Genomic DNA, 25,954 nt, shown 5'->3' with positions numbered 1-25,954 from the left:
CTTCCCGTCAGTCAGTCACGGTGGCGTGCGGCATCCGGGCCTTCATGACGGCGACCGCCTCCGGGTTCTCGTCGACGAGCACGGCGTCGCGTCCGAGTGCAGACGCCACGGCGCCGGTCGTGCCGCTGCCGGCGAAGAAGTCGAGCACGCGGTCGCCCGGGCGGCTCGACGCCTGGACGATCCGGCGCAGGATGCCTTCCGGCTTCTGCGTCGGGTAGCCCGTCTTCTCGCGGCCGGTGGTGGGCACGATGGTGTGCCACCAGACATCGGTGGGAAGCTTGCCGCGTTCGGCCTTCTCGGGCGTCACGAGACCCGGTGCCATGTACGGCTCGCGGTCGACGGCATCCGAGTCGAACCAGTACTTCTCGGGGTCCTTGACGTAGACCAGGATCGTGTCGTGCTTCGTCGGCCAGCGCCTGCGCGTCTTGGCGCCGTAGTCGTACGCCCAGATGAGCTCGTTGAGGAAGTGATCGCGGCCGAAGAGCGCGTCCAGCAGCACCTTCGCGTAGTGCGCTTCGCGGTAGTCGAGGTGAAGGTACAGCGTGCCGTCGTCGGCGAGCAGCCGCCAGGCTTCCTCCAGTCGCGGCTCGAGGAAGGCCCAGTAGTCGTCGAACCGGTCGTCGTAGGCACGCAGGTCGCCGCGCAGCCGCTCGTAGTCGCGACCGTGGAACCCTCGGCGGACGACGGCGGCAGCCGGCGAGCTACCTGGCGCGCTCGCCGTCTCCACCGAGCGCTCGCGCATCCGCCCGGTGTTGAACGGCGGGTCGAGGTAGACCAGCGTGAACGAGGCGTCCGCGAACCCACGGATGATCGTGAGGTTGTCGCCGTGATGGATCTCGACGGATCCGGTGACCGGCCCCGGCTCGGGAGCCGTCACGGCACGCGGCGCAGCCACGCGTCGGTCGAGAACTTCGACTCGACGAGCGCTTCGGCTTCGGCGTACTCGTCGTCGCTGATGGTGCCGGGCACGGCGCCGTAGAGGTCGGTGAACGTCTCGATGAACCGCTGGATGATGGCCTCGCGGGGAAGTCCGGTCTGCCGGCGCAGCGGGTCTACACGCTTGGCGGCCGACACGGTGCCCTTGTCGCTGAGCTTCTCGCGCCCGATCCGCAGCACCTCGGTCATCACCTGGCCGTCCATGTCGTAGCTGAGCGTCGCGTGGTGCAGGACCCCGCCGTTCGCGAGGCGCTTCTGGGCCGCCCCGCCGATCTTGCCCTGCGGCGACGCGATGTCGTTGAGCGGCTGGTAGGTCGCTTCGATCCCGAGCGAGCGCAGCGCCTGCAGCACCCAGTCGTCCAGGAACGCGTATGAGTCGGCGAACGTCATTCCCGCGACGAGGGATGCCGGCACGTAGAGCGAGTACGTCACGATCGAGTTCGCGGCCATCATCATCGCGCCGCCTCCCGAGATGCGGCGCACCACGTCGAAGCCGTGGCGTGCGGCACCCTCGGGGTCGACCTCGTTGCGCAGCGACTGGAAGGATCCGATCACGACGGCGGATTCGTCCCACTCCCAGAGCCGCAGCGTCGGCCGTCGCCGGCCATCGCCGACCCGGCCGGTCAGCACCTCATCGAGGGCGAGGTTCATGCGCGGCGAGACGGGCGGCTCGTGCACGACCTCCCAGTCGAAGTCCCGCCATCCGGGAGCCGTCACGAGAGCCCGCCGCACCGCCGTTCCCACCGCCTCGGGAGTGAAGCCGAGCAGCTGCGCGCCTTCGGGAAGCGCCGCGCGCACCGCCGTGGCGATGGCGGTGACATCCGCCTCGACGGGAAGTCCGTTCACGGCCGCGTCGATATCGGCGAGCGCCGTGTCCGGCTCGAGGAAGAAGTCTCCCGCGAGGTGGAAATCGGCGATCCGGCCGTCGCGCTCTTCGAGGTCGACGACGACCAGTTTTCCGCCGGGCACCTTGTATTCGCCGTGCATGGTCACAGCCTAGATGCGGGCCGGATCATGGTGCGGCGCGCGGCGCCCGTGGGCACCGCGCGTCAGTTCAGGACGGGGATGATCAGCCAGTGGTTGATGAGCACGATCCACACCACGAGCAGCACGAGCGAGACGATCGTCAGCGCGATCCCCGACTTGCCGCGCAGGACGAGAGCGATGATCAGCGCGATCACTGTGACGACGGCGAGCACGAGCGATCCGAACGCGATCGGGACGAACAGGGAGATGAGGAACAGACCGCCGGCGACGAGCTCGATGATGCCGACGACGGTGCCTCCCTTGCCGCGGAGGCGCAGGATGCCGTCGACGACGGCGAGGATGCCGCCGACGAGAGCGATGAGAAGGAGCCAGGAGAGAGTGATCAAGGCGGGGGGTCCTGTCGATCGGGTGGTCCGTGCGGTCCGCACGGCCGCGCCAGCCTAGCGGTGCGGCGACGCGGCGGTGGGCGACGCGCGCGCCGCGGGGCCGGGTTCGGGTTCCCAGCCCCGCGACGCACGGGGCAACGAGGGCTCAGCGCGTCTTCAGGCGCGGCCGTTGCGCGGGAGCGCTCCCAGGTGCTCGCACGTCGCCAGACTGCCGTGGGACCGCTCGCGAGTCAAGGCCCTAAATAGGACGGCATCCCGCGATGCGATCAGTCGCGCGCCGGGAACCGCTCGTCGAGCCACGCCAGCAGGTCGCCGCGCACGTCCTCCTGGACGGTCTCGTTGAAGATCTCGTGACGGGCCCCCGGGTAGACGAGCGTCGTGACATCCGTGAGCCCCGAACGCGAGCGGTAGGCGTCGGCGAGCTTGTGGACGCTCCGCGGTCCGCCCACCGGATCGTCTCTGCCGACCATCAGCAGGGCTGGGATGTCGCGGCCGAGGTTCTTGCGAGGACGCCCGATGATGCGCGCCGTGTCGATCGGGCCGAAGAGCTTCGCGAGAGGAGTCATCGTGGTGAGCGGGTCGTCGACGAACGCCTTGCCGACCTCGAGGTCGGACGAGAGCCACTCGGTCCCCATCGCGTCGGCCTGTTTCCACTTCGCGTTGAGATCGCCCGAATTGAGCGAGCCCGGGATGCGCAGCGCGGAGCCGCTCAGCACCAGCGCGTCGTACGCCTTGGGATGCTCGTTGACCAGCATCTGCGCGAGGAACGATCCCCACGAGTGGCCGAGAAGCACGAGTGGCAGGTCAGGGTTCGCGGTGCGGATCAGCTGCGTGAACTGCCACAGGGCGGCCACCGCGGCCGGCAGCCCGCCGGGGCCGAGCCGCCCGAGCTTCGCCCGGTCGCCGCCGTGCTGCCCCATGCCGGTGCGCCCATGCCCGCGGTGGTCGTCGGCGTACACCGAGTAGCCATCCGTGGCGAGAGCCTCCACGAGCGAGGAATAGCGGCCGGCGTGCTCGCCGACGCCGTGCAGCAGCTGGACGACGGCGCGCGGCGTCGTCTTCGCGGGGTGGATGTCGTAGACGATCGCGACGCCGTACGCATCGGTGTATTCGGGCATGCGGTTGAGTTTAGGGTCGCCGGATCGGCTGCGCACGACCACCAAATTTACTTAGCAAGACTAATAAGCTATGCTAAATAACCTATGAGTACCGCGATCAGCACCCCGCGCAGCGCCGAAGAGCTCTCCACGGCGGCATCCGAGCTTCGCATTGCGACCTTCCGCTTCGCGAGGCGCATGCGCACCCAGCGCGCGGTCGACTCGATGAGCGACGGCCAGTTCGCGGTTCTGGCCGGGCTCTTCGTGCACGGCTCACACACGCTCGGCGAGCTCGCCGAGCGCGAGCGGGTCTCCGCACCGTCGATGAACCGCACCGTCAACTGCCTGCAGGAGTCCGGCTTCGTCCGCCGGTCGGCTGACGAGAGCGATGGGCGAAAGGTCGTGATCTCGCTCACCGACGAAGGTCGAGCCGTCGTCGACGAGACGGCCCGGCGACGCGACGCCTGGGTCGAAGAGGCTCTGGCTGAGCTCACACCGCATGAGCGCAGGACGATGTCCGACGCCGCCAAGATCATGCAGCGGATGGTCGCGCGATGAGCGCGATGTTCCGCTCGTTCTCCGTCTTCAACTACCGCGTCTGGTTCATCGGCGCCCTCGTCTCGAACATCGGCGCCTGGATGCAGGCGACCGCCCTCAGCTGGGTGGTGCTGACCGAGCTCACCGACAACAACGCCGCGGCCATGGGCGTGACGATGGCGCTGCAGTTCGGTCCGCCGCTGGTGCTCGTCGGTGTGACGGGGTGGGTCGCGGACCGCTTCGATCGCCGCAGGCTGCTGATGCTCACGCAGGGATCCCTCATGATCCTGGGTCTCGCCATCGGCATCCTGATACTCACGGGGGTCATGACCCTTCCGCTCATGTTCGGGTTCGCCCTCGCCCTGGGCGTCGTCGCGGCATTCGACAATCCTTCGCGCCAGGCCTTCGTCTCGGACCTGGTATCACGTGAGAACGCCTCGAACGCCGTCGCGCTGAACGCGGCATCCTTCAACGGCGCACGGATGATCGGACCCGCGGTCGCCGGTCTGGTGATCGTCGCCGTCGGCACGGGGTGGGTGTTCCTGGTCAACGCCGTCACCTTCCTGGCGATGATCGCGGCGCTGGTGCTTATTCGCGGCAAGGAACTCGTGCCGCGGGCGAAGGCATCCGGAGCGGCGCGTCTCGCCGACGGATTCCGCTACGTCGGCAAGCGGCCCGACCTCATGGTGACCTTCGCGATGGTGTTCCTGGTCGGCGCCTTCGGCATGAACTTCCCGATCTACGCCTCCACGATGGCGATCGAATTCGGCCAGGATGCGGACGGTTTCGGGCTGCTCAGCTCGATTCTGGCGATCGGCTCGCTGACGGGTGCGCTGCTGGCGGCACGCCGCGACAGGGCTCGCATCCGCGTCGTCATCGCGGGGACGCTGCTGTTCGCCGTGGCGGCCACCATCTCCGCGTTCATGCCGACCTACTGGGCATATGCCGCCACGCTCATGTTCACGGGTTTCGCCGTGGTGACGATGCTCACGACGGCGAACGGCTACGTGCAGACGACGACACCGCCTGCGCTGCGCGGCCGCGTCCTCGCGCTCTACATGGCCATCCTCATGGGCGGCACCCCGGTCGGCGCGCCGATCGTGGGCTGGGTGGCGGCGCAGTACGGACCGCGCGTCGCGATCCTCGTGGGCGCGGCGGCCGCCCTCGTCGCATTCGGCATCGGCGCCACCTGGCTGATCAGCTCGGGACGCCTCCGCCGCCACGACGAGAGCCGCTTCCGGCTGACGATCGACGAGACGCGTCCGTTGGCGGTCGTGGATGCAGCTCCCGAGGACTTCAGCGACGAGGCCGCCTCGACCATGCCGATCCCGCTTCCGCAGGACGGACGACTGGCCGGCTCAGGCTCGCGCGCGAACTGAGCTGCCCTCGCTGCCCGAGCAGTGAGAGCGCGCGGTCCAAGCGGTGGGCGGTCCGGGGGATGTCGGAACCGGGCGGCAAGATTGGCAATGACAGGTCGGCTGGTCGACGTCATCCGTCAGGATTGAGCATTCCACGAGGGATCACGTCTGCGAGGGAACACAGTCTTCGCATCTATATCTGAATCTTCCTCGAGATTGTCTTGTATTGATTGATATCTGTGTGCTAGCCTGGCGATCAAGAAAACGCGCAGTGCCCATATCGCGCGACCCACCGCCACCCGCTGAGGGTGCCGTGATCCGGGAGCACCATGGGCCAGACGTCGAGTCCGCCGGACGCTCTTGCATGGGGCGAGCTCGACCAGCTCGTGACGAGGATCGTCCGAACCAGGGCTGCGATGGCCGCGCTCCAGGCGCGGGAAGCCGCGCTGCTGGCCGAAGCGACTGATCTGGCGATGGCCAGAGCCGAAGAGCGGCGCGCAATGGGCAGGCGCGGTCAGCACGATCTCGCCCTGCGCGAGGTGACCTCCGAACTGGGCGCTGCGATGAGGCTGAGCGACCGCACCGTGCAGGAGCGGATGTCGTCGGCCTCGACTCTCACCGAGTCATTCGCGGCAACGTATCTGACATTCCAGAAGGGCGGGATCGATGCCGCCCATGTCAGCGGGATCATCGACGCGGGTGGGTCCATCGGCGACGCGGAGCTGCGAGCGCAGTTCGAGCGAATCGTGCTGGAGGCGGCTCGATTCGAGACTCCACCGAGGCTCCGCGCGATCGCGCGAGTCGTTGCCGCGCGCATCGATCCCGACCTTGTCGAAGAACTGCAGCGCAACGGGTTCGCCGGCCGGTGCGTGCGAGTGACCGACCTGGGTGATGGCATGGCGCGTCTGCTCGCCGACCTCCCCGCGACCCTCGCGCATGCCATCCTCGACCGCCTGACTCAGCTGGGGCACGAAATCCTTCACGGCGATCCCGAGACGGATGCCGAAGCGTGGCCGCTCGTCGACGAGACCGACGCGGACCATATTCCCGACGGAAGCGCCACCGTCGTGACCGGTCCCCGCATCGACGCCTCAGGGGCTGCCGCCGACGCCGATGCCGGCGAGCCGACAGCGATCGCCAGTCCGCTCCCCGATCTTCGCACGCTGGACGAAGTCCGCGCCGACGTGCTCGCCGACCTCCTCCTCTGCGGAGCGCCGACGGCTCACGGCGACGGGGACGCGCTCGCGTCGATCCGCGCCCATGTCCAAGTCACCCTCCCGGTCCTCACGGCCGCCGGAGTCGACAAGGAGCCGTCACTTCTCGCCGGAGTCGGCCCGATCGATCGCGAGACAGCCCGCCTCCTCGCCGCGAACGCTCCGGGCTGGGATCGCGTCATGTACGACCCGTACTCCGGCGCTCCGCTCGCCGTGGACCGATACCGGCCGAGCAAGCAGCTGCGACGCTTCCTGCGCGTCCGCGATGAGCGCTGCCGCTTTCCCGGCTGCACCCAGCGACCGTGGCGCTGCGACCTCGATCACACGGTCGACGCCGCGTTCGGCGGAGCCACCACGGACTGCAACCTCGCGCATTTCTGCCGCAGGCACCACACCGTCAAGCACGCGACCGCCTGGCGGGTCAGACAGCTCGGCCAAGGCAGGCTGGAGTGGACGAGCCTCACCGGACGTCGCTACGTCGATCGACCGCCGGCCATCGTGCAGTTCGTTCCATCGCGCGCGTTCGACGCACCACCAGGACCGATGGCGGAGCATGTGCCGCCGTTCTGAGCCCATCACGAGCCACGCCGGAACGCCGAACTCGTCAGCGATCCTCGCGCACGCCCAGACGGACGAGGTGATCGTTCGCGAACCGCCCCTCCGGGTCGAGGCGCTCGAACACCGCCCGGGCATCGGCGAGCCGCGGGTGCACCCGCTCGATCGCGGCGCGGTCGAAACGGTGGACCTTGCCCCAGTGCGGACGCGCCTCGAACGGCGCGAGCGCCTGTTCGATGGGCGGCAGCATCGCCCAGACCCCGTCCGGGTGGTTCGCCCAGGTGAAGTGGATGATCACAGAGTCGCGCTGATATGCGGCGCTCAGCCACAGCTCGTCGGCGGCGGCCGTTCGCAGTTCGGTAACGATCAGGTGCGGCCGGATGCCGTCGCCCAGCGCCTGAACCGCGCGCAGGGCGTCCGGCGCGTGGCGCCGCTCGACGAAGTACTCCGTCTGGATCTCGTCGCCGAACGACGGCTGTGCGTCCAGCCGGAAGTGCGGCAGGCGCAGCATCCACGGACCTGGCACGCCGCCGCCCTCGGTGATGTTGTCGCCACCACCCAACGGCGCCTCCCCGGGCGCGTGGACTCCGTCGAGGATCGCATCGGGGACCCCCCCGTCATCGCTCTCGAGGTGGGTCTTCACCAATACCGGGCCGATGGACTCCGGCTCCCACCGCGAGAACACCGACACGCTGTATCCGGCGCCGGTGACCGCATCCAGATCGGCGAGAGCGGCATCCCAGGAGATTCCGGTGTACACGTCCTGCCGCAGCCGGAAGGAGGGCTGGATGTCGAGTGTCACAGCGACCGTGATTCCATAGGCGCCGAGTCCCACCACGAGAGCGTCGAAGTCCGCGTCGCCGCGGCGGATCTCGTGGACCTCGGCATCCGCGCCGACGTAGCGAAGGGCGCGCACCGACGCCGAGAGCACGGGGTTGGTGTCTCCGGAGCCGTGTGTGCCGGTGGCCGTCGCTCCGCCCACGTTGATGTGCGGGAGAGAACCCATGTTCTTGAGCGCCCAGCCGCGCTCCTCGAGCCAGACCGCGAGCTCGCCGTAGCGGATGCCGGCGGCCACCGTCACGGTGCGGTCATCCTCGTCGAGCACGAAGTCCGCCGCGAGGCCCGTGACGTCAACGAGCGTTCCGGTCGTGTCGGGAAGATCCGTGAACGAGTGGCGGGTGCCCAGCGCGCGGACGCGCCCCGGCTCGCCCAGGATCCGCCGCACATCGTCGACCGAGTTCGCGGTCACGATCCTCGGAGCGGTGTACTCGTACGTCCCTGCCCAGTTGCGCGTCATGGCCGCTCCTCGTCACTTGGTCGCTTCGGCGGCGAGGCGCTGGGATGCCGTCGCCATGTGGGTCGCCATCGCAGAAGCGGCGGCATCCTCGTCTTCATCAGTGATCGCTCGATAGACGGCATCATGCTCGGCGATCGCGATGCGCGCCTCGGCCTCGTCGTGCACGGCGCGGTCCGCATAGACCTGCAGCAGCGCACGCACCACATGGAGCAGATCGACGAGCGTCACATTGCCCGCCGCGGCGGCGAGCGCATTGTGGAAGTCGAGATCGGCGCGTGCGAAGGCTTTCAGGTTCGAGACCTCGGCTCGCATTCGATCCAGCGGACCTGCGATGGCTCTCAGGTCGGATGCCGCAGCGCGCCCCGCGGCGAGGCGGGCGACATAGATCTCCAGCCCGGAACGCAGCTCGAGCAGCTCGTCCGTGCGTTTCTCGCCGATCAGCAGACCCCAGCGGAGAGTCTGCGGCAGCAGTTCGCTCGCGGTCCCACGGAGGTACGTCCCCGAGCCCGGACGCACGTCCACGATGCCGAGGATCTCGAGAGCCGCGAGCGCCTCACGCACGGCGGACCGGCCGACCCCGAGCGTCGCGGCGAGGTGGCGCTCGGGCGGGAGACGCGTGCCCGGTGCGATCGATCCGCTCGTGAAGAGGTCCAGCAGACGGCGGGCGACCTCCGACACGGGGGTTCCGCTCGGAAGCGGATCGAGGGCCGCCGAGATCTGGGCCGAGCGGTCGTCGGGAAAGGCGGGCATGCGATCAACTTAGCGCGTCCGATCGGAATGAGGGCTTGCAATTGGTCAACCGGTTTGCCAGAATAGCCATGGCCGTCGAAGCCGACATCGGCCGAGTCAAGGATGATCCCCAGGAGGCGAGCCGCGCATGACGAGGCTTTGGAACGATCCCTCCGCTTTCGCGGACGAGATGATCGACGGGTTCGTCGCGGCGAACGGACGGTGCGTCCGGCGCGTCGCGGGCGGAGTGGTCCGCAGCACCGTGGTGCCCGATGGCCAGGTCGCCGTCGTGATCGGCGGTGGCTCGGGACACTACCCGGCCTTCGCCGGACTCGTCGGTCAGGGCCTCGCGCACGGCGCGGCGATGGGAAACCTCTTCGCATCGCCGTCGACGCAGCAGATCGTGTCGGTCGCCAAGGCGGCGGAGCACGGTGGCGGGGTGTTCTTCACGTATGGCAACTACGCCGGCGACGTGCTCAACTTCGACGCGGCCCAGGATCGGCTTCGCGCCGACGGGATCGCCTGCACGACCGTCACGGTCACCGACGACATCTCCTCGGCGACGCCGGCCGAGAAGCACAAGCGGCGCGGCATCGCGGGCGATCTGACCGTGTTCCGCATCGCCTCCGCCGCGGCGGAGGCGGGCGGCGACCTCGGCGAAGTGACGCGCGTCGCGGCGCTCGCCAACGAGCGCACCCGCTCGTTCGGGGTCGCGTTCACGGGCTGCACGCTTCCCGGAGCAGAGGCACCGCTGTTCAGCGTCCCCGAGGGCCGGATGGCGGTCGGCCTCGGCATCCATGGCGAACCCGGCATCGACGAGACCGAAATCCCCACCGCCGACGGCCTCGCCGAACTCCTCGTCTCACGACTGCTCGCCGAACTTCCCGAGGGTGTCGAGACGGCCCGCGATGCGCGAGTGGTGCCGATCCTCAACGGCCTCGGCTCGCTCAAGTACGAGGAGATGTTCGTCATCTACCGGCGGATCGCCGAGCTTCTCTCGGATGAGGGCGCTGTCATCGTCGACCCGCACGTCGGCGAGTACTGCACCAGCTTCGACATGGCCGGAACCTCGCTCACGCTGTTCTGGCTCGACGACGAGCTCGAGCGGCTGTGGCAGACGCCCGTCGACACTCCCGCCTACCGGCGTGGGACCGTCATCGCCGCGGCACGTGATGATGCCACCTCGTCCGCGGAGGCGATCGCCGACATCCCGACCGCCGGCGACGGATCGCGCGCCGCGGCCTCGCTTGCCGCCCTCGTCGTATCGGTGACAGCCGAGACGATCGACACGCACGTCGATGAGCTCGGGCGCCTCGACCAGATCGCCGGCGACGGCGACCACGGCATCGGCATGCAGCGCGGCGCCCGTGCCGCCCGTGCCGCCGCGGAGAGCGCCGCCGACCGCGGTGCCGGCGCCGGCACCGTGCTCGTGCACGCGGCCGATGCCTGGTCCGACCGCGCCGGCGGGACGTCCGGCGCGCTATGGGGCGTCATCCTGCGCTCCATCGGAGAGACGATCGGCGACGAGGATCGCCCGGACGCGAAATCCGTCGCCGCCGGAGTGGCCGCCGCGTCCCGAGGTGTCATGGCGTACGGGAAGGCCGAGGTCGGGGACAAGACGATGGTCGACGCTCTTGTGCCGTTCAGCGCCGAGCTGACCCGCGGAGTGGAGACGGGCGAGCCGCTGTCCGCGGCATGGGCCGGGGCAGCGGATGCCGCGACCCGCGCCGCGGCCGCCACCGCCGACCTCCTCCCCCGCATGGGCCGTGCCCGCCCGCACGCCGAGAAGAGCCTCGGCACCCCTGATCCCGGCGCGCACTCGCTCGCCCTCATCGCCACCGCCATCGGCACGCTTCTCGCCGATGCGCCGGACGAAAGGAACTGACATGCCCGAACTCCCCGAACGGCTCCGCATCGTCGTGGGCTGCGACGACGCCGGCTTCGACTACAAGGAGATCCTCAAGCGCGACCTCGAGCAGAATCCCGGCGTCGCGTCGGTGGTGGATGTCGGAGTCGACGCCGAGGGCCACACGTCCTACCCCCGCATCGCGGTGGCGGCGGCCGAGCTCGTCGCGAAGGGCGAGGCCGACCGCGCCCTGCTCGTCTGCGGCACGGGGCTCGGCGTCGCCATCGCGGCGAACAAGGTGTCCGGCATCCGCGCCGTCACCGCGCACGACAGCTACTCGGTCGAGCGCAGCGTGCTGTCCAACAACGCGCAGGTGCTCACCATGGGTCAGCGCGTCGTCGGGCTCGAACTCGCCCGCCGACTCGCCCGGGAGTGGCTGACCTACCGCTTCGATCCGGAATCCGCCTCCGCCGACAAGGTCGCCGCCATCGACGAGTACGAGCAGACCGGCAGCTGCTGATGACCGCGCGCGCAACCGTCGGCGTCAGCCTCAAGATGTACTTCGGGCATCGTGAGGCTCGCACGTGGTTCGCGCGCGTCGCGGAGATCGCTGGGCGGCACTCTGCGATCGTCGACGGGAGCGTGGAGTTCTTCGTCATCCCGACCTACCTGCAGATCGGCGCGGCGCTCGAGGCGTTCGACGGCACGCGCACGATCGTCGGCGCGCAGGATGCGGCATCCGAGGACTTCGGACCCTTCACCGGCGAGGTCAGCCCCGCGGAGCTCGCCGAGGTGGGGGTCGGCGTCGTCGAGATCGGCCACGCCGAGCGTCGCCGCCTGTTCGCCGAGACCGACGAGGTCGTCCGCGCGAAGACCGCCGCCGTCCTCCGCAACGGCCTTCGCCCGGTGCTGTGCATCGGCGAGGAGGACCAGCTCGCAGCCGACGACGCCGCGACCCGGACCGTGGCACAGCTGCGCGACGCCCTGGACGGGGCGCCCGACGGTCCGCTGATCGTGGCCTACGAGCCGGTCTGGGCGATCGGCGCGCCCGAACCGGCGCCCGCCGCCCACATCGCGACCGTGGCCCGGGCCCTGCGCGACGCCGTCGCGGATCGTCCGGGCACGTTCGTCATCTACGGCGGGTCCGCCGGCCCCGGCCTGCTGACCGCGGTGGGAGATGCCGTGGACGGCCTCTTCCTCGGACGCTTCGCCCACGACGTCGGCAACCTCGTCGCGGTGCTGGATGAAGCCGCCGAGCATGCGAGGTCCCGGACGTCGGAGGCGACCACGTGATCGGCCTCGGCACCTACGCCTACTTCTGGCGCCACTCCGACCGCGTCGACCAGCCGATGTCGCTGATCGACGCCTTCCGCGACACGCGCGCTCTGGGCGTCGAGCTCTTCCAGATCTGCGACTATGCGCCCCTTCTGACCATGAGCGCCGGCGAGACCGCCGAGGCGGCCGCGGTCGCCCGCGACCTCGGCCTCGTCATCCAGCTCGGCACCAAGGGGGTGATGCCCGATCACCTCGATACCGTCCTGCGGCGCGCCGCCGTCTTCGAGGCCCGCCTTGTCCGCAGCATGCTGTACGCGCCCGAGTCGCGGCCGTCCCTCCCCGAGGCCGAGCGGATGCTGCGCACGGCCCTGCGCGCGTACGAGAGCGCCGGCGTCACCCTGGCTCTCGAGACGTACGAGCAGGTGGCGACCGATGACCTCGTCGGTCTCATCGAGCAGATCGGATCCGACCACCTCGGCATCTGCCTCGATCCCGCCAACGTCGTCGCACGGCTCGAGACCCCGCGTGCGGCCGTGGAGCGGTGCGCACCCGTCACCAGGAACGTGCATGTGAAGGACTTCGCGTTCGCGCGCCAGGACGGCTGGGTGGGATTCACTTACAGCGGCGCACCGATGGGCACCGGGCTGCACGACTACCCCCACCTGGTCGAGACGGTCCGCCCCCGCGAACGCGGCATCGACGAGATCGTCGAGCACTGGCTGCCCTGGCAGGGCGACCCCGAAACCACTGTCCGAACCGAGCGGGATTGGACCCGCACCACCCTCGAATACCTCAGGAGCACGACATGAGCATCACCACCGACCCCTCGACAGGCTCAGGGACCTACACGATCGCCGTCCTCGGCGCCGGCGGCAAGATGGGAATGCGTGTCTCGAACAACCTTGCGCGGACGCCGCACACCGTCTTCTACGTCGAGAACTCGCCCGCCGGCCAGGAGCGCACGCGCGAGGCCGGCCGCGAGGTCACCGAGCTGGCGGATGCCGTCGCCGACGCCGACATCGTCGTCTTCGCCGTCCCCGACCTGGCCCTCGGCCCCGTCACCGCCCAGGTGGTGCCGCAGATGAAGCCCCGCTCGATCGTGCTGACGCTGGATCCCGCCGCCGCGTACGCCGGACTCCTCACGACCCGCGAGGACGTCATCCAGGCCGTCGCCCACCCGTGCCACCCGTCGATCTTCCTGCAGCGGCAGACCCCCGAAGAGTGGGCCGACACGTTCGGCGGCATCGCCGCCCCCCAGGACGCGATCGCCGCGATCGAATCCGAGGATGCCGCGAAGCAGGCGATCGTCGAGGCCACCGTCCGCGCCATCTACGCGCCGATCATCGACGTGCACTGGGTCACGATCAAGCAGCTCGCCCAGCTCGAGCCGACGCTCGTCGAGACCGTCGCGTGCATGATCGGCGCCCTCCTCAACGAGGCTCTCTCCGAGGCCGTGAACACCATGGGCGTCCCCGAGGCGGCGGCCCGCAGCATCCTGTACGGTCACACCCAGGTCGCGCTCGCGAATGGGCTCCGCGGTGACAACCCGTTCAGCGACGCGTGCCTGATCGCGATGGACTACGGGCGCGAGAGCATCATCAAAGAGGACTGGAAGAAGATCTTCCGCGACGACGAGCTCGACAAGAACCTCGCGCGGATGCTCCACCTCGACCACATCGAGCGCTGAGAGGGCGACATGACACGGCTCGAAGGAAAGACCGCGCTCGTCACGGGCGCCGGGACGGGCATCGGACTCGCGGTCGCGGAGCGCTTCGCCCGAGAGGGGGCGCGTGTCGTCATCGCCGACAGAGACGCGGATGCCGCGTCCCTCGCGGTCGCGACCATCGGCGATGCGGCACGCGCAGCGGTGCTCGACATCTCGGACGAGCAGTCGGTGGCGACCGCGTTCGCCGACCTCGAGGCGGCGGGGTGGGCGCCGGATGTCGTCGTCGCGAACGCGGGAGTGCAGCTGTTCGGGCACGACGCGAAGGTCGCGGACCTCGATCTCGAGGTGTGGCGGCGGACGATCGACATCAACCTCACCGGCACGTTCCTCACGGTGAAGCACGCCGTGCGGTCGATGCTGTCGCGGGAAGACGGACGCAGCGGCGGATCCATCATCCTGACGGGCAGCCCGACCGGACTGAACGGAGAAGGCCACGACTTCACGGCCTACAGCGCGTCCAAGGCCGGCATCCACGGCCTCGCGCGCACGGTCGCTGCCGCCTACGCCGACCGGAACATCCGGGTCAACACCGTCGTTCCCGGGTACACCGAGACGACGCTCGTCACGGCGATCTCCTCCGATCCCGAGGCTCGCGCGGCAATCGTCGGGCGCATCCCGCTCGGCCGCGCCGGCAGTCCCGCCGACGTCGAGGGGATCATGGTGTACCTCGCGAGCGACGACGGAGCCTTCGCCACCGGCGCGCTGTTCGCCGTCGACGGCGGGATGACGACCCTCTGACATGCCCGATACGCCTTCCGCACCGTCGACGTGGTGGGGTCCACCGCATCCGGTGTGGCGCAGCGGAGCATGGAGCCTCGAGCGTCGCGGAGACGAATTCGCGGACATCTCGTTCGAGGGCAGGCTGGTGGCACGCAGTGTTCGCGCCGTCGTCCGAGATCGCAACTGGGACACCGCACCGCTCTTCGTCGACCACGTGCGCGAGACCGATGCCACGCTGACGCTTCACGTGCGCTCGCACGACCTAGGATCGAGCTTTCGAGGGGTCGTGCGAGTCGAAGCCCGCGCGAGAAGCCTCGTCGTGTTCACCGACCTGGAATCCGAGACCGGCTTCGCGACGAATCGAACCGGACTCGTCGTGCTGCACCCCCCTTTCGTCGCTGGTGCGACCCTTCGCGTCACGCACTCCGACGGCTCGGTCGAGCAGACCGCGTTCCCCACCGCGATCAGCCCGCACCAGCCGGTCTTCGACATCGCCGCCCTCGGCTGGCATGCGAATGGCCTCGAAGTGTCGGTCGCCTTCGACGGCGATGTCTTCGAGATGGAGGATCAGCGCAACTGGACCGACGCGTCGTTCAAGACCTACAGTCGTCCCCTCGCGCTGCCCTTCCCGTACCCGGTGCCCGCGGGTGGGCGCGTCGCGCAGACGGCGACCTTCCGCGCTCGCTTCAGTGAGTCCGCCGCTGCCGAACCACGTGCCACGAGCGATCGCATCGTGCTGCACACCGGAGGAGCGTTCCCCGCGATCGGACTCGGCGCGTCTACCGCGCCCGAGCCTGCGCCCGAAGCACCATCGGTCGGCGACTTCGTGCAGGTCGAGCTCGATCTCGCGAGCTCGAACTGGCGCGCGGCGCTCGCCCGTGCGGCCCGCAGCGCGAAGCCCCTCGATGTGCGGTTCCTGCTCGACCCGGACCGAGCTGCCGCGCTCGCCGATGGCGTCGAGGCGCTCCGCGGAGTCCGTGTCATCCGCGCCGCCGCGTTCCATCAGGTGGGCGAGGCACGGCATGTCTCCGATCGCACGGCTGTCGCCGCGCTGCGCGCAGGACTCGCCGCCGCGGGCATCGACATCCCCGTCGTCGGCGGCGCACGTTCCCACTTCACCGAGCTCAACCGCGAGCGGCACCGCATTCCGGGCGATCTCGACGGGACGACCGTCACCGTCACGCCGCTCTTCCACGCGCTCGGCACCGAACAGCTGGTGGAGTCGGTCGCAATGCAGCGGCTGGTCGCGCAGCAGACGGTGACGGATGCCGGCGGCGCCGACGTGCACGTCGGCCCGGTCGTGCTCCGACCACGGTTCAACGATGTCGCCACTGCGTCGCAGCCCGGCCCGAAGCTCGAGGACCTCTCCGAGGGCTACGGCGCCCAGTTCACCGGGGCAGTCGATTCCCGCCAGACATCGGACGAGCTGGCCGCCTGGACGGTCGCGAGCGCGGCCGCACTGGCGGTTCCGGGGGTCGCGAGCCTGGCGTTCTTCGAAGAGTGGGGGCCTCGCGGCATCCGCTCCGCGTCGGGGGATCCGTTCCCGGTACTCGAAGCGATCTCGGCCCTGACCGCACTGGAGGGCGACCTGCTGTGGGCTGACAGTCCCGACGGGGAGCTGTGGGCCATCGGCGCGCACTCGGCCGCCGGCAGCCGAGTCCTCGTCGCGAACATCGGCCGCGGCGAGCGCGAGGTGGCTGTGACCACCCCCCACGGCGAGGTCGCGGCATCCGTGGCGCCTGGAGCTTTCGTACGACTCGTCCCCACCCGACCCCTGAACACCGAGGAACGATCATGACCGAGCGCTGGATGCGCCTACTGCAGGACTTCGTGCGCGACCACTCCGCCGAGATGATGCGGGAGCCCTCGGGCATCCTGACGCATCCCTACACGGTCCCGAGTGCGCCCGACTCGCCCTACTACTCGACGACGCTGTGGGACTGGGACTCGTGGTTCGTCAGCGTCGTACTGGGGCAGGTGGAGGCCGACACCGGTGAGCCCGGGCGTTTCGCCGCATACGAGGAGGGTGTGATCCGCAACTTCCTCGCGCACACCGACGCGGACGGCGTCATGCCCATTCTGCTGAAGCCGGACGGTCCGATGCTGCACGGCGACCCGAGTCGCGCCGGCGGGTTCTCGCAGAACATGCACAAACCCGTGATCGCGCAGCAGGCAGCGCTGCTCACGCGGCGCAAGGGCAGCGCCGAGTGGATCCGCGACGACCTGCCCGTCATCGAGCGCTTCCTCGAGCGTTATCTCGAGAGCCACGTGGATGCCGCGACGGGCCTCGCCTATTGGCAGACGGACTTCGCGGTCGGCGTCGACAATGATCCCTCGGTGTTCTACCGCCCGGATCGGAGCTGCGCCTCGATCTACCTCAATTCGCTGCTGTACCGCGAGCTGCTCGCGTACGGGTCGCTGCTCGAGGACTCCGGTCGCGCATCCGAGGCGAATCGATGGCGAGGTCGCGCCGAAGATCTCGCCGACGCGGTGCGCGAGCACCTCTGGGACGAACGCGACGGCACGTTCTACAGCGCCGACCTTGCGCTGCGCGCGATCGACGAGGAGGACTGGCTGCACAGCGGTGCACCCCGCACTTGGTCGTCGCTGCTGCTCCGTGTCGACAACTGGTCGAGCTTCCTTGCGCTGTGGGCCGGGATCGCGACTGCGGAACAGGCCGAGCGGATGCGAGAGCGGTATCTCGATCGCCGCACGTTCCGCGCAGACTACGGGGTGCGGACGCTCTCGAAGCTCGAGAAGCAGTACAGCCTGCGCGCCTCCAACAATCCGTCGAACTGGCTCGGCCCGGTGTGGGGCGTGAGCAACTACCTCGTCTTCCGCGGCCTCGACAAGTACGGCTTCGCCGATGACGCCCGGGAGCTGGCCGAGGAGACCGTCGCCCTGTTCGGCCGTGACCTCGACGCGACCGGTGCGCTCCACGAGTTCTACCATCCCGACACGGGGGAGCCCATCATGACCAAGGGGTTCCAGAACTGGAACTTCCTCGTGCTGAACCTCATCGCGTATCTGGAGGGCCGGCCGATGGTCACCGAATTCTGAGGCGGTGCACCCGCGCGCCCGGTTCGTTCAGTGGGGTGCGGCAGGCGCCCATCCTTCGCCGCATGCTCCCCCATCGACCGACTCGGCGATCATGACCTCGCTGCCATCGAGGCGCAGGAGCGGGTTGTAGAACCTCGCGATCTCGGTGCTGTCGACCGGAACGTAGTGGAGGATCAGCGACCGACGGAAGCGGTCCGCCGATCTGTTCGGTCCCGAGCCATGGACCAGGCTGCCGTGGAAGAAGAGCACGTCCCCGGCGGCGAGCTCGGTCTGCACCGTCGACATGCCCTCGGGGAGCGTGATCGCGGTGCTCGTGAACGACTCCTCGGGGTCGGCTTCATCCGGGCACACGATCTCGTAGCGGTGCGAATCCGGAACGATCCTCAGCCCGCCGTTCTCCGCGTCGCAGTCGTCGATCGCGATCCACGCGGCGATGCAGGTCTCGGGATGTGCCTGCAGGAAGATGTTGTCCTGGTGCAGGGCCTGGCCGCGCGCGGTCGGCGGTTTGAAATAGAACATCGACTGGGCGGCATGCACGGGCCCCATGATCTCGGTCACCGGCCCGACGATGCGGGAATCGAGCATCCAGTGCCGGGCGAGACGGCCGACCGCGAGGTCGGTGCGGCGATGCGGATGAACGAACCGCGGATACCGGGCCAGCACGTCATCCGGAGACAGGCTGTCCGCGTATCCCACCGTGCGATCCCTCTCGACCTGCTCCATGAAGACGTCGCGGATCTCCGCGACCTCTTCTGGGGTCAGCAGGCCCTTCGCCTGCACGACACCGTGCTCTTCGAAGTCGCGGGACAGGGGCGGGGCGGAGGCGTTCGCGATGGACATGAGGCGACTCTGGTCTGCGAAAGGTCCGAATGCCATGGCATGATCAGGCGATGATATGGATCATCCTGCTGTGACCGACCCACCGGTGCTCCGCCGGGAGGCGCCGCATCCGCATGTCGTGCGCGTCGTGGCGGGCGAGTTCACGGACGGCCCCGAGTACGCAACGTGGCGAGAGCACGGAACGTCGGACTGGCTGCTCATCTACACCGTCGGCGGGTCTGGCCGCGTCGCCGGAACGGCGGGCGATGTCATCACCGTCGCCGGCGACGCCGTCCTCATGCGTCCTCAGCAGCGTCACGACTACGGCACGTTCGCGCGTTCATGGTCCCTCGCGTTCGCGCACTTCCATCCGCGGACGGAGTGGGCGCCGCTCCTGGACTGGCCCGGACAGGCGGGAGGAGTCGGCATCCTGCATGTTCCCGGCGAAGTGCGCCACCGGGTCCTCGGCGCGCTCCGCTCCTGCGCCCGATCCTCGATCGGCTCTCTCGCGCAGTCCGAGCTGTTCGCCGTGAACGCGCTCGAGTCGGCCCTGCTGTGGCTGGACACCCAGAACCCGCTGCGCGGTCGCATGGACGAGAGGCTTCTTCGGGTGATGGAGCACATCGGCACCGACCTGGCCGGCGACCTCGACATCAACGCGCTCGCGCGCGTCGCCACCCTCTCGCCGTCACGGCTGACCCATCTGTTCACGGCCACCCTCGGCATCCCGCCGCAGCGCTACGTGGAACGCGAACGCCTGACGCGGGCCGCGCAGCTGCTGGACTCCACCGATCGTGCGGTGAGCGAGATCGCTCGGGATGTCGGGTGGGCCGATCCGCTCTACTTCTCTCGTCGCTTCTCGCACCTGCACGGACTCAGCCCGACGGCGTACCGGCGACGCTCGGCGACCCCTCCGGGATGAGACGCATCCGCGCGACGGGATCGCCGCGAGTCAACCCGCCGTCGATGCACGCACGACGAGTTCGGGCTGGAAGACCACCTGCTCTGCGGGTCGCTCGCCGTCGTCGGTCTCGGCCACCAGCATCCGCAGCGCGGTCTCCCCCATGAGCAGGCTGGGCTGCCGAACCGATGACAGCGGCACCACCGCGGCCGCCGCGAAGTCGATGTCGTCGAATCCGATGAGCGCCACGTCATCGGGGACGCGGATGCCGTGGGACGCGAGCGACTGCAGCACGCCGAGAGCCACGAGATCGTTCGCGCAGAACACCGCGTCAGGGCGGTGCGAGGGCGGCCGGGACGCGATCTCATGGCCGGCGGCCCGACCATCCTCGACCTGCGAAGCGCGAGCCGGCAGGATCTCGAGGGACGCGGCGCCGGTCTCATCGACCGCGCGGCGAGCGCCGCGTCGACGATCGTCGATCTGACGCATGTCGATCGGTCCCCCGGTGTACAGGATCCGGCGGCGACCGATGTCGAGAAGGTGGCGTGCCGCGAGATAGCCGCCGTTCTCGTCGTCCACCGAGACCGAGCTGAAGAGCTCATCCTCGCTGCGCCGGTCGACCAGCACCGACGGTATGCCGCGATCCCGCAGTTCCCGCAGTCGCGCGCCGGCCTGCTGATAAGGGGAGATCAGGATGCCGCGCACCCGCTGCTGTTCGAACAGCGCGAGATATCGTGATTCGCGCGCGATGTCTTCGTCGCTGTTCGCCAGAAGCACCGACAGCCCGTGCCGATCGGCCTCGCGCTCTGCCCCGCGGGCGAGCTCGGTGAAGAACGGGTTGCGCACATCGAGGACCACGAGTCCGACGGTCCTGCTGCGCCCCGCGCGCAGCTGGCGTGCAGCGTCGTTGCGTACGTAGCCGAGGTCGGCGATGGCCGCGCGCACGCGACTCGCGGCATCGGGAGAGACTCGCTCGTTGTGGTTGAGCACGTTCGAGACGGTGCCGACGGATACACCTGCGCGCTCGGCGACATCACGGATGTTGGCCGTCATCGGCCCGCGAATCCGAGAGTGCTCGCCCGCACGACCAGCTCGGGCTTGAACACGCGGTGTGGATCGGCGATCGACTTGCGCTCCATCACGTCGAAGAGCAGATCGACGACGGCGACGCCGAAACCGTCGTGGCGACCCTTGACGGTCGTCAGCGGGATGAGAGATGCCTCAGCGAACTCGTTGTCGTCGTAGCCTGCCAGCGCGATCTCTTCGGGCACGCGCAGGCCAGCGGCCGAAAGCGTCTGAAGGATTCCGAGAGCGAGCAGGTCGTTCACCGCGAAGATGCCCTCCGGTCGGACCTCGGGCGATCGGCGGAGGATCGCGGCGGCTACCTCGCGTCCACCCCGAATCGTGCGATCAGGGGCGTTGATGACCTCGAGCGTCGCGCTCCCGCTCTCACCCGCCGCCTCACTCGCACCTGCGAGGCGATCCGCCACCTGCGGGATCCCGAGTGGACCTCCGACGAACGCGAGCCGGCGGCATCCCACGCTGAGCAGGTGCTCGATCGTCTGCCGACCGCCGCTGACATCGTCGAGCGAGACGGATGCCTGATCCGGCGAACGCGCCGCCTGTCCCACCAGGACCGAGGGGGTCCCCCGGCCGCGCACGGCTGCGAGGCGATCTTCGATCGGCAGGTGCGACGACACGATGAGCCCGCGCACCTGCTGCTGCTCGAAGACACGGAGGTACGCGTCCTCGCGCTCGCGGCTGCGATGGGAGTTGGCCAGGAAGACGCTCACGCCGAGATCGGATGCGCGTCGCTCGACGCTCTCGGCGATCTCGGCGAAGTGAGGGTTGCTCACATCGGGCGCGATGTAGCCGATGACGGTGCTGACACCCAGCCGAAGCTGGCGCCCGGCGTTGCTCGGCACGAAGCCGAGGCCGTCGATCGCGGTCTGGATACGCTCCGCCTTCTCGATCGAGACCTTGTCGGGGTGATTGAGGTAATGCGAGACCGTGCCGATGGCGACGCCGGCGTGCGCGGCGACTTCGCGAATGCCGACTCTCGCCATCCCTGCCTCCTCGCAAGCTGCATCGCATTGAACATGACTGTAGCCCAGCCTGCGTCCGCCGTCGGCTCATCGGAACGTTTCAACCGACCGAGGCTGCGTGGACGTCGGCCGCGACACACCGTTACCGATTTGTGACGTTTCAAGGTTTGGATGCCGCAACCCGCTTGTTGTCCCCACTGGCGCAGAGCCTTGATGATACAGCGCGCGAGACTGGTTATCGAGGTGTCTTGACAGCGCCGGAGGGTCTGACCTAGCATCGCGATTGAAACGTCTCAATGGAGGCGCCCACTTTTCAAGGAGGAAATGTGTCCACAGCACACCACCGGCGTCTTCGGAAGCCGTTCATCGGAGCGGCGCTCATCGGCGTCGGCATGCTCGTGCTCGCGGCCTGTTCGGGCGGCGGCGGCGGAGGCGGAGGCGCAACCAGCGAGCCGACCAAGTTCGAGTTCCTGAAGAACGCCGAGAACACCACGACGGAGCCGATTCTCCAGGCACTCGCCACGGGCGCGTGCAAGGCCGAGAACACGGCCCTGCCGCTCGAGGTCAGCTCCATCCCGCAGGCCGACCTCGACGCGAAGGTCGCTCTCCTCGCCAGCCAGGACGGACTCCCGCCGATGTTCTCGGCCGGCGGCAACCCCGCCGAGGGAGCCAAGCTCAACAAGGCGGGCTACCTGCTCGACTTCGACAAGGCCCTGACCGACCTCGGCGTCCGCGACAAGGTCTCGGAGGGTGCCGTCTCGACGATCAAGAAGCTGTACGGCGGCTCGTTCGACATGCTGCCTTACCAGTACAACATCGAGGGCATCTTCTACAACAAGAAGATCTTCGCCGACAACGGCTGGGCGGTTCCGGCGACCTGGGACGACCTGCTGGCCCTCGCAGCGAAGGCCAAGGCTGCCGGCCTCACGGCGTTCTCCGCATCGGGCGAGCAGGGCTGGCCCCTCACCCGGCTGGTGAGCGGATACCTGTTCCGCACCCTCGGCCCCGACGCGCTGCGTGAGGTGGCCGACGGCAAGGCCAAGCTCACCGACCCCGACTATGTCGCGGCCGCGAAGCAGATCGCCGACCTCGGCGCCAAGGGCTACTTCGGAAGCAACGTGGCATCCCTCGACTACGACGCAGCCACGAACGAGTTCCTCACGGGCAAGGCCGCCATGATCTACATGGGCAGCTGGCTGCTGGGCAACATCAACAGCGATACCGACGCGATCGGAGCCGACAATGTCGGATTCTTCCCGTTCCCCGCAGTCTCGGGTGGCAAGGGCTCGATCGACCAGTACCCCGCCAACGTCGGTCTCCCCGCCACTTTCGGCGCGTCGACCTATTCGCCGAAGGTCGCGGACTGGCTGAAGTGCATCACGACGAACTACGGCAACGAGGCCCTCAAGCAGGGCCAGATCACCGGTTTCGTCGCGGATGACACCAGCATTTCGCTGCCCGCCATCTCGACCACGATCAAGCAGACCATCGATTCGTCGAAGGACAGCGTGCTGTGGTTCGAGGCCCTGTTCAACGCCAAGGCGAGCTCCATCTCGTCGACGAACGCGGCGCTTCTGGTGACCGGCCAGATGTCCCCCGAGGACTTCATGAAGTCCGTTCAGGACGCGCTCGACGCAGGCTGACCCGCGGACGCCCCGGCGCGTCTGAACGCCAGACGCGCCGGGGCGTCACTCTGTAATCCGGGCCACCCGCCCTCGGCTCCCATCGAAAGGCCGCCACATGAAATCCGTCCTCGGCGACCGCAAGGCGATCGCGCTGCTGCTGACCCCGGCCCTGCTGCTCTACACCCTGATCATCCTCGTGCCGGTGCTCTGGTCGCTCGGACTCACGTTCTTCAAGGGCGACCCGCTCAGCGGCTTCGAGTTCAACGGCCTCGGCAACTTCAAGACGCTGTTCACCGACCCCGCTGTCGGGGACGCATTCTGGTTCACCGTCAAGTACGCCGTGATCATGACCCTCTTCCAGGTCGTGCTCGGGTACGGTCTGGCTCTGCTGTACCACTTCGTGCTGCGCAAGTCGTCCGTCCTCGTGCGCACGCTCGTCTTCTTCCCCGTCGTGCTTCCGACCGTCGCGATCAGCCTGCTGTATCAGAAGCTCTTCCAATCCGCCCCCGACAACGGCCTCGTCAACGAGCTGCTCGTCAACGTCGGACTCGGGTCCGTCGACTGGCTGGGCGCAGGCACCACCGCCTTCATCGTCATCGTCATCATGGACGTGTGGCGGTCGGTCGGCTTCTACGCCGTGCTGATCTTCTCGGGGCTGCTCGACATCCCCGACGACATCATCGAGTCGGCGCGCATCGACGGCGCGAAGTCGTGGAGCCTCTTCCGGCACATCGTGCTCCCGCTGTCGCTGCCGATCCTGTTCGCGTCGTTCATCTTCAGCATCAACGGCACGATCAAGGTGTTCGACTCCGTCTTCGCGTTGACCGCCGGCGGTCCCGGAAACTCCACCACCCCGCTGACGCTGTACATGTACCGCACGGCGTTCCAGTTCAGCGACTACGGGTACGGGTCGACGATCGCGCTGCTGCTGACCGTGATGTGTCTTGCAGTCACCCTCGTCATCTTCCGTTCGTCACGTCGCGACCTCAGCGTCTGAAAGGCAACGTCATGACCACGACTGCACTCGACGTCACCGAGGTCCACTCGGTGCAGGCGCCCGTCCAGCACGGCGGTGGAGCAGGAGCGAACGTCCTGCGCATCCTCCGCCGGATCCCGGTGTGGATCACGATCATCTTCCTCATCGTGGTGAGCGCGTACCCGCTGTTCTGGATGTTCATCAACTCGCTGAAATCCAACTCCGAGTTCCTGGGCAGCCCCTCGTACGCGCTCCCCAAGGTGTGGGAGTGGAGCAACTACGGCGAGGCGTGGGTGACAGGAAACCTCGCCACCACGATCTCGAACTCGATCATCGTGACAATGCCCTCGCTCGCCCTCATCGTGCTGCTGGGCACCGCAGCCGGGTTCGCGCTGGAGGTCCTCGTCTTCAAGGGCCGCGCGCTCATCCTGCTCCTGTTCCTGGCCGGGATCATGATCCCCGGGCAGATGATCGTGCTCCCTCTGTTCACCGCGTTCTTCCGCATCGGGATCACCGGAACGTACCTGCCCCTGATCCTCATCTACACGGCCGCGGGGCTGCCGCTGACGGTGTTCATGATGGCCACGTACTTTCGCGCCATCCCTCGCGAGATCTTCGAGGCGTCGACGCTTGACGGCGCCTCGATGCTGCGGGCGTTCTTCTCCATCGGCATGCCGATGATGCGCAACGCGATCGTGACCGTCGCGATCGTGCAGTTCTTCCTCATCTGGAATGATCTGCTCATCGCGCTGATCTTCGCCGGAAAGCGGAGTCTCAACACCATCCAGGTCGGTCTGCTCAACTTCTCCGGCGAGTACGGGGCGATCAACTACGGACCGCTCTTCGCCGCGATCTGCATCACCGTCTTCGGCATCTTCATCCTCTACCTGTTCCTGAACCAGCAGATCATGAAGGGGCTCGCCGCCGGCGCGGTGAAGGGCTGACCGACGTGGTCGCAACTGGACGGCGGCCGTCAGCGCCAATCGTGGCGGGCGGTGAAGCCCAGGTGCTCCTCGATCTTGCGAGCCGACACGAGCGACTCGAACTCGCCCAGGTCGTCGGCGACCGGCGTGCCGGGAAACCAGCGCTCGGCGAGTTCTCGCGAGGGGATCGAGGATCCCGAGGTCGGAGCCACGACGTTGTACACCTCGAACCCGGGGCGCGCGACTTCGAGGGCGAGCGCCACCGCTTCGGCGCCGTCCCGCGCGTCGATCCACGTGCCGATCAGGTCGCGGCGATAGCCGGGGTCGTCAGCCCGATCGAACGTGTCGTACTCGGTCTCGTCGACGACGTTCGTGAAGCGCAGCGCGGTGATCGAGAGATCGTCGGACCACCCGGCGAGCTGGGCGGCGATCGCCTCCTCGGCGACCTTGCCGAGGCCGTACGTGTTGAAGGCGGCGGTGTACGTCTCGTCGACGGGGAGCGCCGGCGGCGCCTTCTCGAACGGGAAGCCCATCGCGGTGATGCTCGAGGCCATGACGATGGTGCGGATGCCGGCTCGGTGGGCGCCGAAGAGCACGTTGAACGACACCGTCATGTTGTTGATGAAAGTCGCCGCGTCGGGGATGAGGCCGTTCACGGGGATCGCCGCCAGATGCACGAGGGCATCGAGTCCCTCGTGGCGGGCGGTCACGCCGAGGAGTGCGTCGAGGATCTGGCCGTAGTCGGTGAGCTCGACTCGCGTGAAGCCTCCGCCGGGCGGTCCGACAAGGTCGAAGCCGATGACTTCGTGTCCGGCCTCACGAAGCCGCGCGACCGCGGCCCTGCCCAGCTTTCCGCCGCTTCCGGTCACCCCGATGATCATCCGTGCCTCCTCGCACTCAGTGTGCACCATCGCCTCGCCGCCGGGTCGACCCATCGGTCGC

General features: G+C 68.5%; 25 protein-coding genes. 15 read left to right on the top strand and 10 right to left on the bottom strand.

The genetic code is table 11. The features are described from left to right. Positions 1–7: 7 nt before the first annotated feature. From ABD212_RS09855 to ABD212_RS09840, 4 genes are all read right to left on the bottom strand, one after another. Positions 8–895 (bottom strand): DNA-methyltransferase, encoded by an 888-nt coding sequence (locus ABD212_RS09855; RefSeq protein WP_425561256.1) that lies wholly within the window; start codon positions 893–895, stop codon positions 8–10. Then, positions 874–1,923: a lipoate-protein ligase LplAB gene (gene lplAB, locus ABD212_RS09850; protein ID WP_344093924.1), complete on the bottom strand. Its 1,050-nt coding sequence runs from the start codon at positions 1,921–1,923 to the stop codon at positions 874–876. The genes ABD212_RS09855 and lplAB overlap by 22 nt, the downstream gene beginning before the upstream one ends. A 62-nt stretch (positions 1,924–1,985) precedes the next feature. Further along, a complete protein-coding gene (locus ABD212_RS09845) occupies positions 1,986–2,309 on the bottom strand; it encodes a hypothetical protein (protein ID WP_344093922.1) in 324 nt (107 codons plus the stop codon). 266 nt (positions 2,310–2,575) lie between these two features. After that, the gene (locus ABD212_RS09840; protein WP_344093920.1) at positions 2,576–3,427 is read right to left on the bottom strand and encodes an alpha/beta fold hydrolase; all 852 of its coding nucleotides are present in this window, start codon (positions 3,425–3,427) and stop codon (positions 2,576–2,578) included. Between the two features lie 84 nt (positions 3,428–3,511). On the opposite strand from ABD212_RS09840, the gene ABD212_RS09835 reads away from it, so the two are divergent. From ABD212_RS09835 to ABD212_RS09825, 3 genes are all read left to right on the top strand, one after another. Continuing rightward, positions 3,512–3,964 (top strand): MarR family winged helix-turn-helix transcriptional regulator, encoded by a 453-nt coding sequence (locus ABD212_RS09835; protein WP_344093917.1) that lies wholly within the window; start codon positions 3,512–3,514, stop codon positions 3,962–3,964. Further along, positions 3,961–5,322: an MFS transporter gene (locus ABD212_RS09830; protein WP_344093914.1), complete on the top strand. Its 1,362-nt coding sequence runs from the start codon at positions 3,961–3,963 to the stop codon at positions 5,320–5,322. Before ABD212_RS09835 ends, ABD212_RS09830 begins: the two co-directional genes overlap by 4 nt. A gap of 308 nt (positions 5,323–5,630) precedes the next feature. Continuing rightward, on the top strand, positions 5,631–7,085 hold the full coding sequence (locus tag ABD212_RS09825) for an HNH endonuclease signature motif containing protein (RefSeq protein ID WP_344093912.1): 1,455 nt from the start codon (positions 5,631–5,633) through the stop codon (positions 7,083–7,085). Positions 7,086–7,119: 34 nt separating this feature from the next. On the opposite strand, the gene ABD212_RS09820 is transcribed toward ABD212_RS09825, so the two are convergent. Then, positions 7,120–8,367, bottom strand: a complete 1,248-nt coding sequence (locus tag ABD212_RS09820; protein WP_344093910.1) for a D-arabinono-1,4-lactone oxidase — start codon at positions 8,365–8,367, stop codon at positions 7,120–7,122. A 12-nt stretch (positions 8,368–8,379) separates the two neighbouring features. Further along, the gene (locus ABD212_RS09815; RefSeq protein ID WP_344093908.1) at positions 8,380–9,117 is read right to left on the bottom strand and encodes a FadR/GntR family transcriptional regulator; all 738 of its coding nucleotides are present in this window, start codon (positions 9,115–9,117) and stop codon (positions 8,380–8,382) included. A 127-nt stretch (positions 9,118–9,244) separates the two neighbouring features. Between ABD212_RS09815 and ABD212_RS09810 the strand changes: the two genes are divergently transcribed. The 8 genes from ABD212_RS09810 to ABD212_RS09775 are packed head-to-tail and all read left to right on the top strand — an operon-like array spanning position 9,245 to position 17,723. Beyond that, complete coding sequence (locus ABD212_RS09810) at positions 9,245–10,981, top strand: dihydroxyacetone kinase family protein (RefSeq protein ID WP_344093907.1); 1,737 nt, start codon at positions 9,245–9,247, stop codon at positions 10,979–10,981. A gap of 1 nt (position 10,982) precedes the next feature. After that, positions 10,983–11,462 (top strand): ribose-5-phosphate isomerase, encoded by a 480-nt coding sequence (locus ABD212_RS09805; RefSeq protein ID WP_344093905.1) that lies wholly within the window; start codon positions 10,983–10,985, stop codon positions 11,460–11,462. Continuing rightward, positions 11,462–12,235, top strand: a complete 774-nt coding sequence (locus ABD212_RS09800) for a triose-phosphate isomerase family protein (RefSeq protein WP_344093903.1) — start codon at positions 11,462–11,464, stop codon at positions 12,233–12,235. Before ABD212_RS09805 ends, ABD212_RS09800 begins: the two co-directional genes overlap by 1 nt. After that, on the top strand, positions 12,232–13,026 hold the full coding sequence (locus ABD212_RS09795; RefSeq protein WP_344093901.1) for a sugar phosphate isomerase/epimerase family protein: 795 nt from the start codon (positions 12,232–12,234) through the stop codon (positions 13,024–13,026). The genes ABD212_RS09800 and ABD212_RS09795 overlap by 4 nt, the downstream gene beginning before the upstream one ends. Next, positions 13,023–13,904 (top strand): phosphogluconate dehydrogenase C-terminal domain-containing protein, encoded by an 882-nt coding sequence (locus tag ABD212_RS09790; RefSeq protein WP_344093898.1) that lies wholly within the window; start codon positions 13,023–13,025, stop codon positions 13,902–13,904. Before ABD212_RS09795 ends, ABD212_RS09790 begins: the two co-directional genes overlap by 4 nt. A 9-nt stretch (positions 13,905–13,913) precedes the next feature. Next, positions 13,914–14,681 carry an SDR family NAD(P)-dependent oxidoreductase gene (locus ABD212_RS09785; protein WP_344093895.1) on the top strand — a complete coding sequence of 256 codons (768 nt, stop codon included), beginning with the start codon at positions 13,914–13,916 and terminating at the stop codon, positions 14,679–14,681. A gap of 1 nt (position 14,682) precedes the next feature. Continuing rightward, positions 14,683–16,461 carry a D-apionate lactonase family protein gene (locus ABD212_RS09780; RefSeq protein ID WP_344093893.1) on the top strand — a complete coding sequence of 593 codons (1,779 nt, stop codon included), beginning with the start codon at positions 14,683–14,685 and terminating at the stop codon, positions 16,459–16,461. Continuing rightward, the gene (locus ABD212_RS09775) at positions 16,458–17,723 is read left to right on the top strand and encodes an MGH1-like glycoside hydrolase domain-containing protein (RefSeq protein ID WP_344093891.1); all 1,266 of its coding nucleotides are present in this window, start codon (positions 16,458–16,460) and stop codon (positions 17,721–17,723) included. The genes ABD212_RS09780 and ABD212_RS09775 overlap by 4 nt, the downstream gene beginning before the upstream one ends. Before the next feature lie 27 nt (positions 17,724–17,750). On the opposite strand, the gene ABD212_RS09770 is transcribed toward ABD212_RS09775, so the two are convergent. Then, positions 17,751–18,563: a phytanoyl-CoA dioxygenase family protein gene (locus tag ABD212_RS09770; RefSeq protein WP_344093889.1), complete on the bottom strand. Its 813-nt coding sequence runs from the start codon at positions 18,561–18,563 to the stop codon at positions 17,751–17,753. A 70-nt stretch (positions 18,564–18,633) separates the two neighbouring features. Between ABD212_RS09770 and ABD212_RS09765 the strand changes: the two genes are divergently transcribed. After that, complete coding sequence (locus ABD212_RS09765; protein WP_344093887.1) at positions 18,634–19,464, top strand: helix-turn-helix domain-containing protein; 831 nt, start codon at positions 18,634–18,636, stop codon at positions 19,462–19,464. Between the two features lie 30 nt (positions 19,465–19,494). On the opposite strand, the gene ABD212_RS09760 is transcribed toward ABD212_RS09765, so the two are convergent. Then, positions 19,495–20,496: a LacI family DNA-binding transcriptional regulator gene (locus ABD212_RS09760; RefSeq protein WP_344093884.1), complete on the bottom strand. Its 1,002-nt coding sequence runs from the start codon at positions 20,494–20,496 to the stop codon at positions 19,495–19,497. After that, positions 20,493–21,509 carry a LacI family DNA-binding transcriptional regulator gene (locus ABD212_RS09755; protein ID WP_344093882.1) on the bottom strand — a complete coding sequence of 339 codons (1,017 nt, stop codon included), beginning with the start codon at positions 21,507–21,509 and terminating at the stop codon, positions 20,493–20,495. Before ABD212_RS09755 ends, ABD212_RS09760 begins: the two co-directional genes overlap by 4 nt. Positions 21,510–21,814: 305 nt before the next feature. Between ABD212_RS09755 and ABD212_RS09750 the strand changes: the two genes are divergently transcribed. From ABD212_RS09750 to ABD212_RS09740, 3 genes are all read left to right on the top strand, one after another. Continuing rightward, complete coding sequence (locus ABD212_RS09750) at positions 21,815–23,131, top strand: ABC transporter substrate-binding protein (RefSeq protein ID WP_344093880.1); 1,317 nt, start codon at positions 21,815–21,817, stop codon at positions 23,129–23,131. A 97-nt stretch (positions 23,132–23,228) separates the two neighbouring features. Beyond that, positions 23,229–24,110, top strand: coding sequence for a carbohydrate ABC transporter permease (locus ABD212_RS09745; protein ID WP_344093878.1), 882 nt, complete (start codon positions 23,229–23,231; stop codon positions 24,108–24,110). 11 nt (positions 24,111–24,121) lie between these two features. Continuing rightward, a complete protein-coding gene (locus tag ABD212_RS09740) occupies positions 24,122–25,033 on the top strand; it encodes a carbohydrate ABC transporter permease (RefSeq protein WP_344093876.1) in 912 nt (303 codons plus the stop codon). 29 nt (positions 25,034–25,062) lie between these two features. Here the strand turns inward: ABD212_RS09740 and ABD212_RS09735 are convergent, their stop codons facing one another. Beyond that, on the bottom strand, positions 25,063–25,893 hold the full coding sequence (locus ABD212_RS09735) for an NAD-dependent epimerase/dehydratase family protein (RefSeq protein WP_344093874.1): 831 nt from the start codon (positions 25,891–25,893) through the stop codon (positions 25,063–25,065). Positions 25,894–25,954 lie beyond the last annotated feature (61 nt).

The organism is Microbacterium deminutum (assembly GCF_039530205.1).
Taxonomy (GTDB): Bacteria; Actinomycetota; Actinomycetes; order Actinomycetales; family Microbacteriaceae; genus Microbacterium; species Microbacterium deminutum.
Note: the sequence above shows the minus strand (reverse complement) of the source record. Positions and strands in the feature narration are given on the sequence as shown.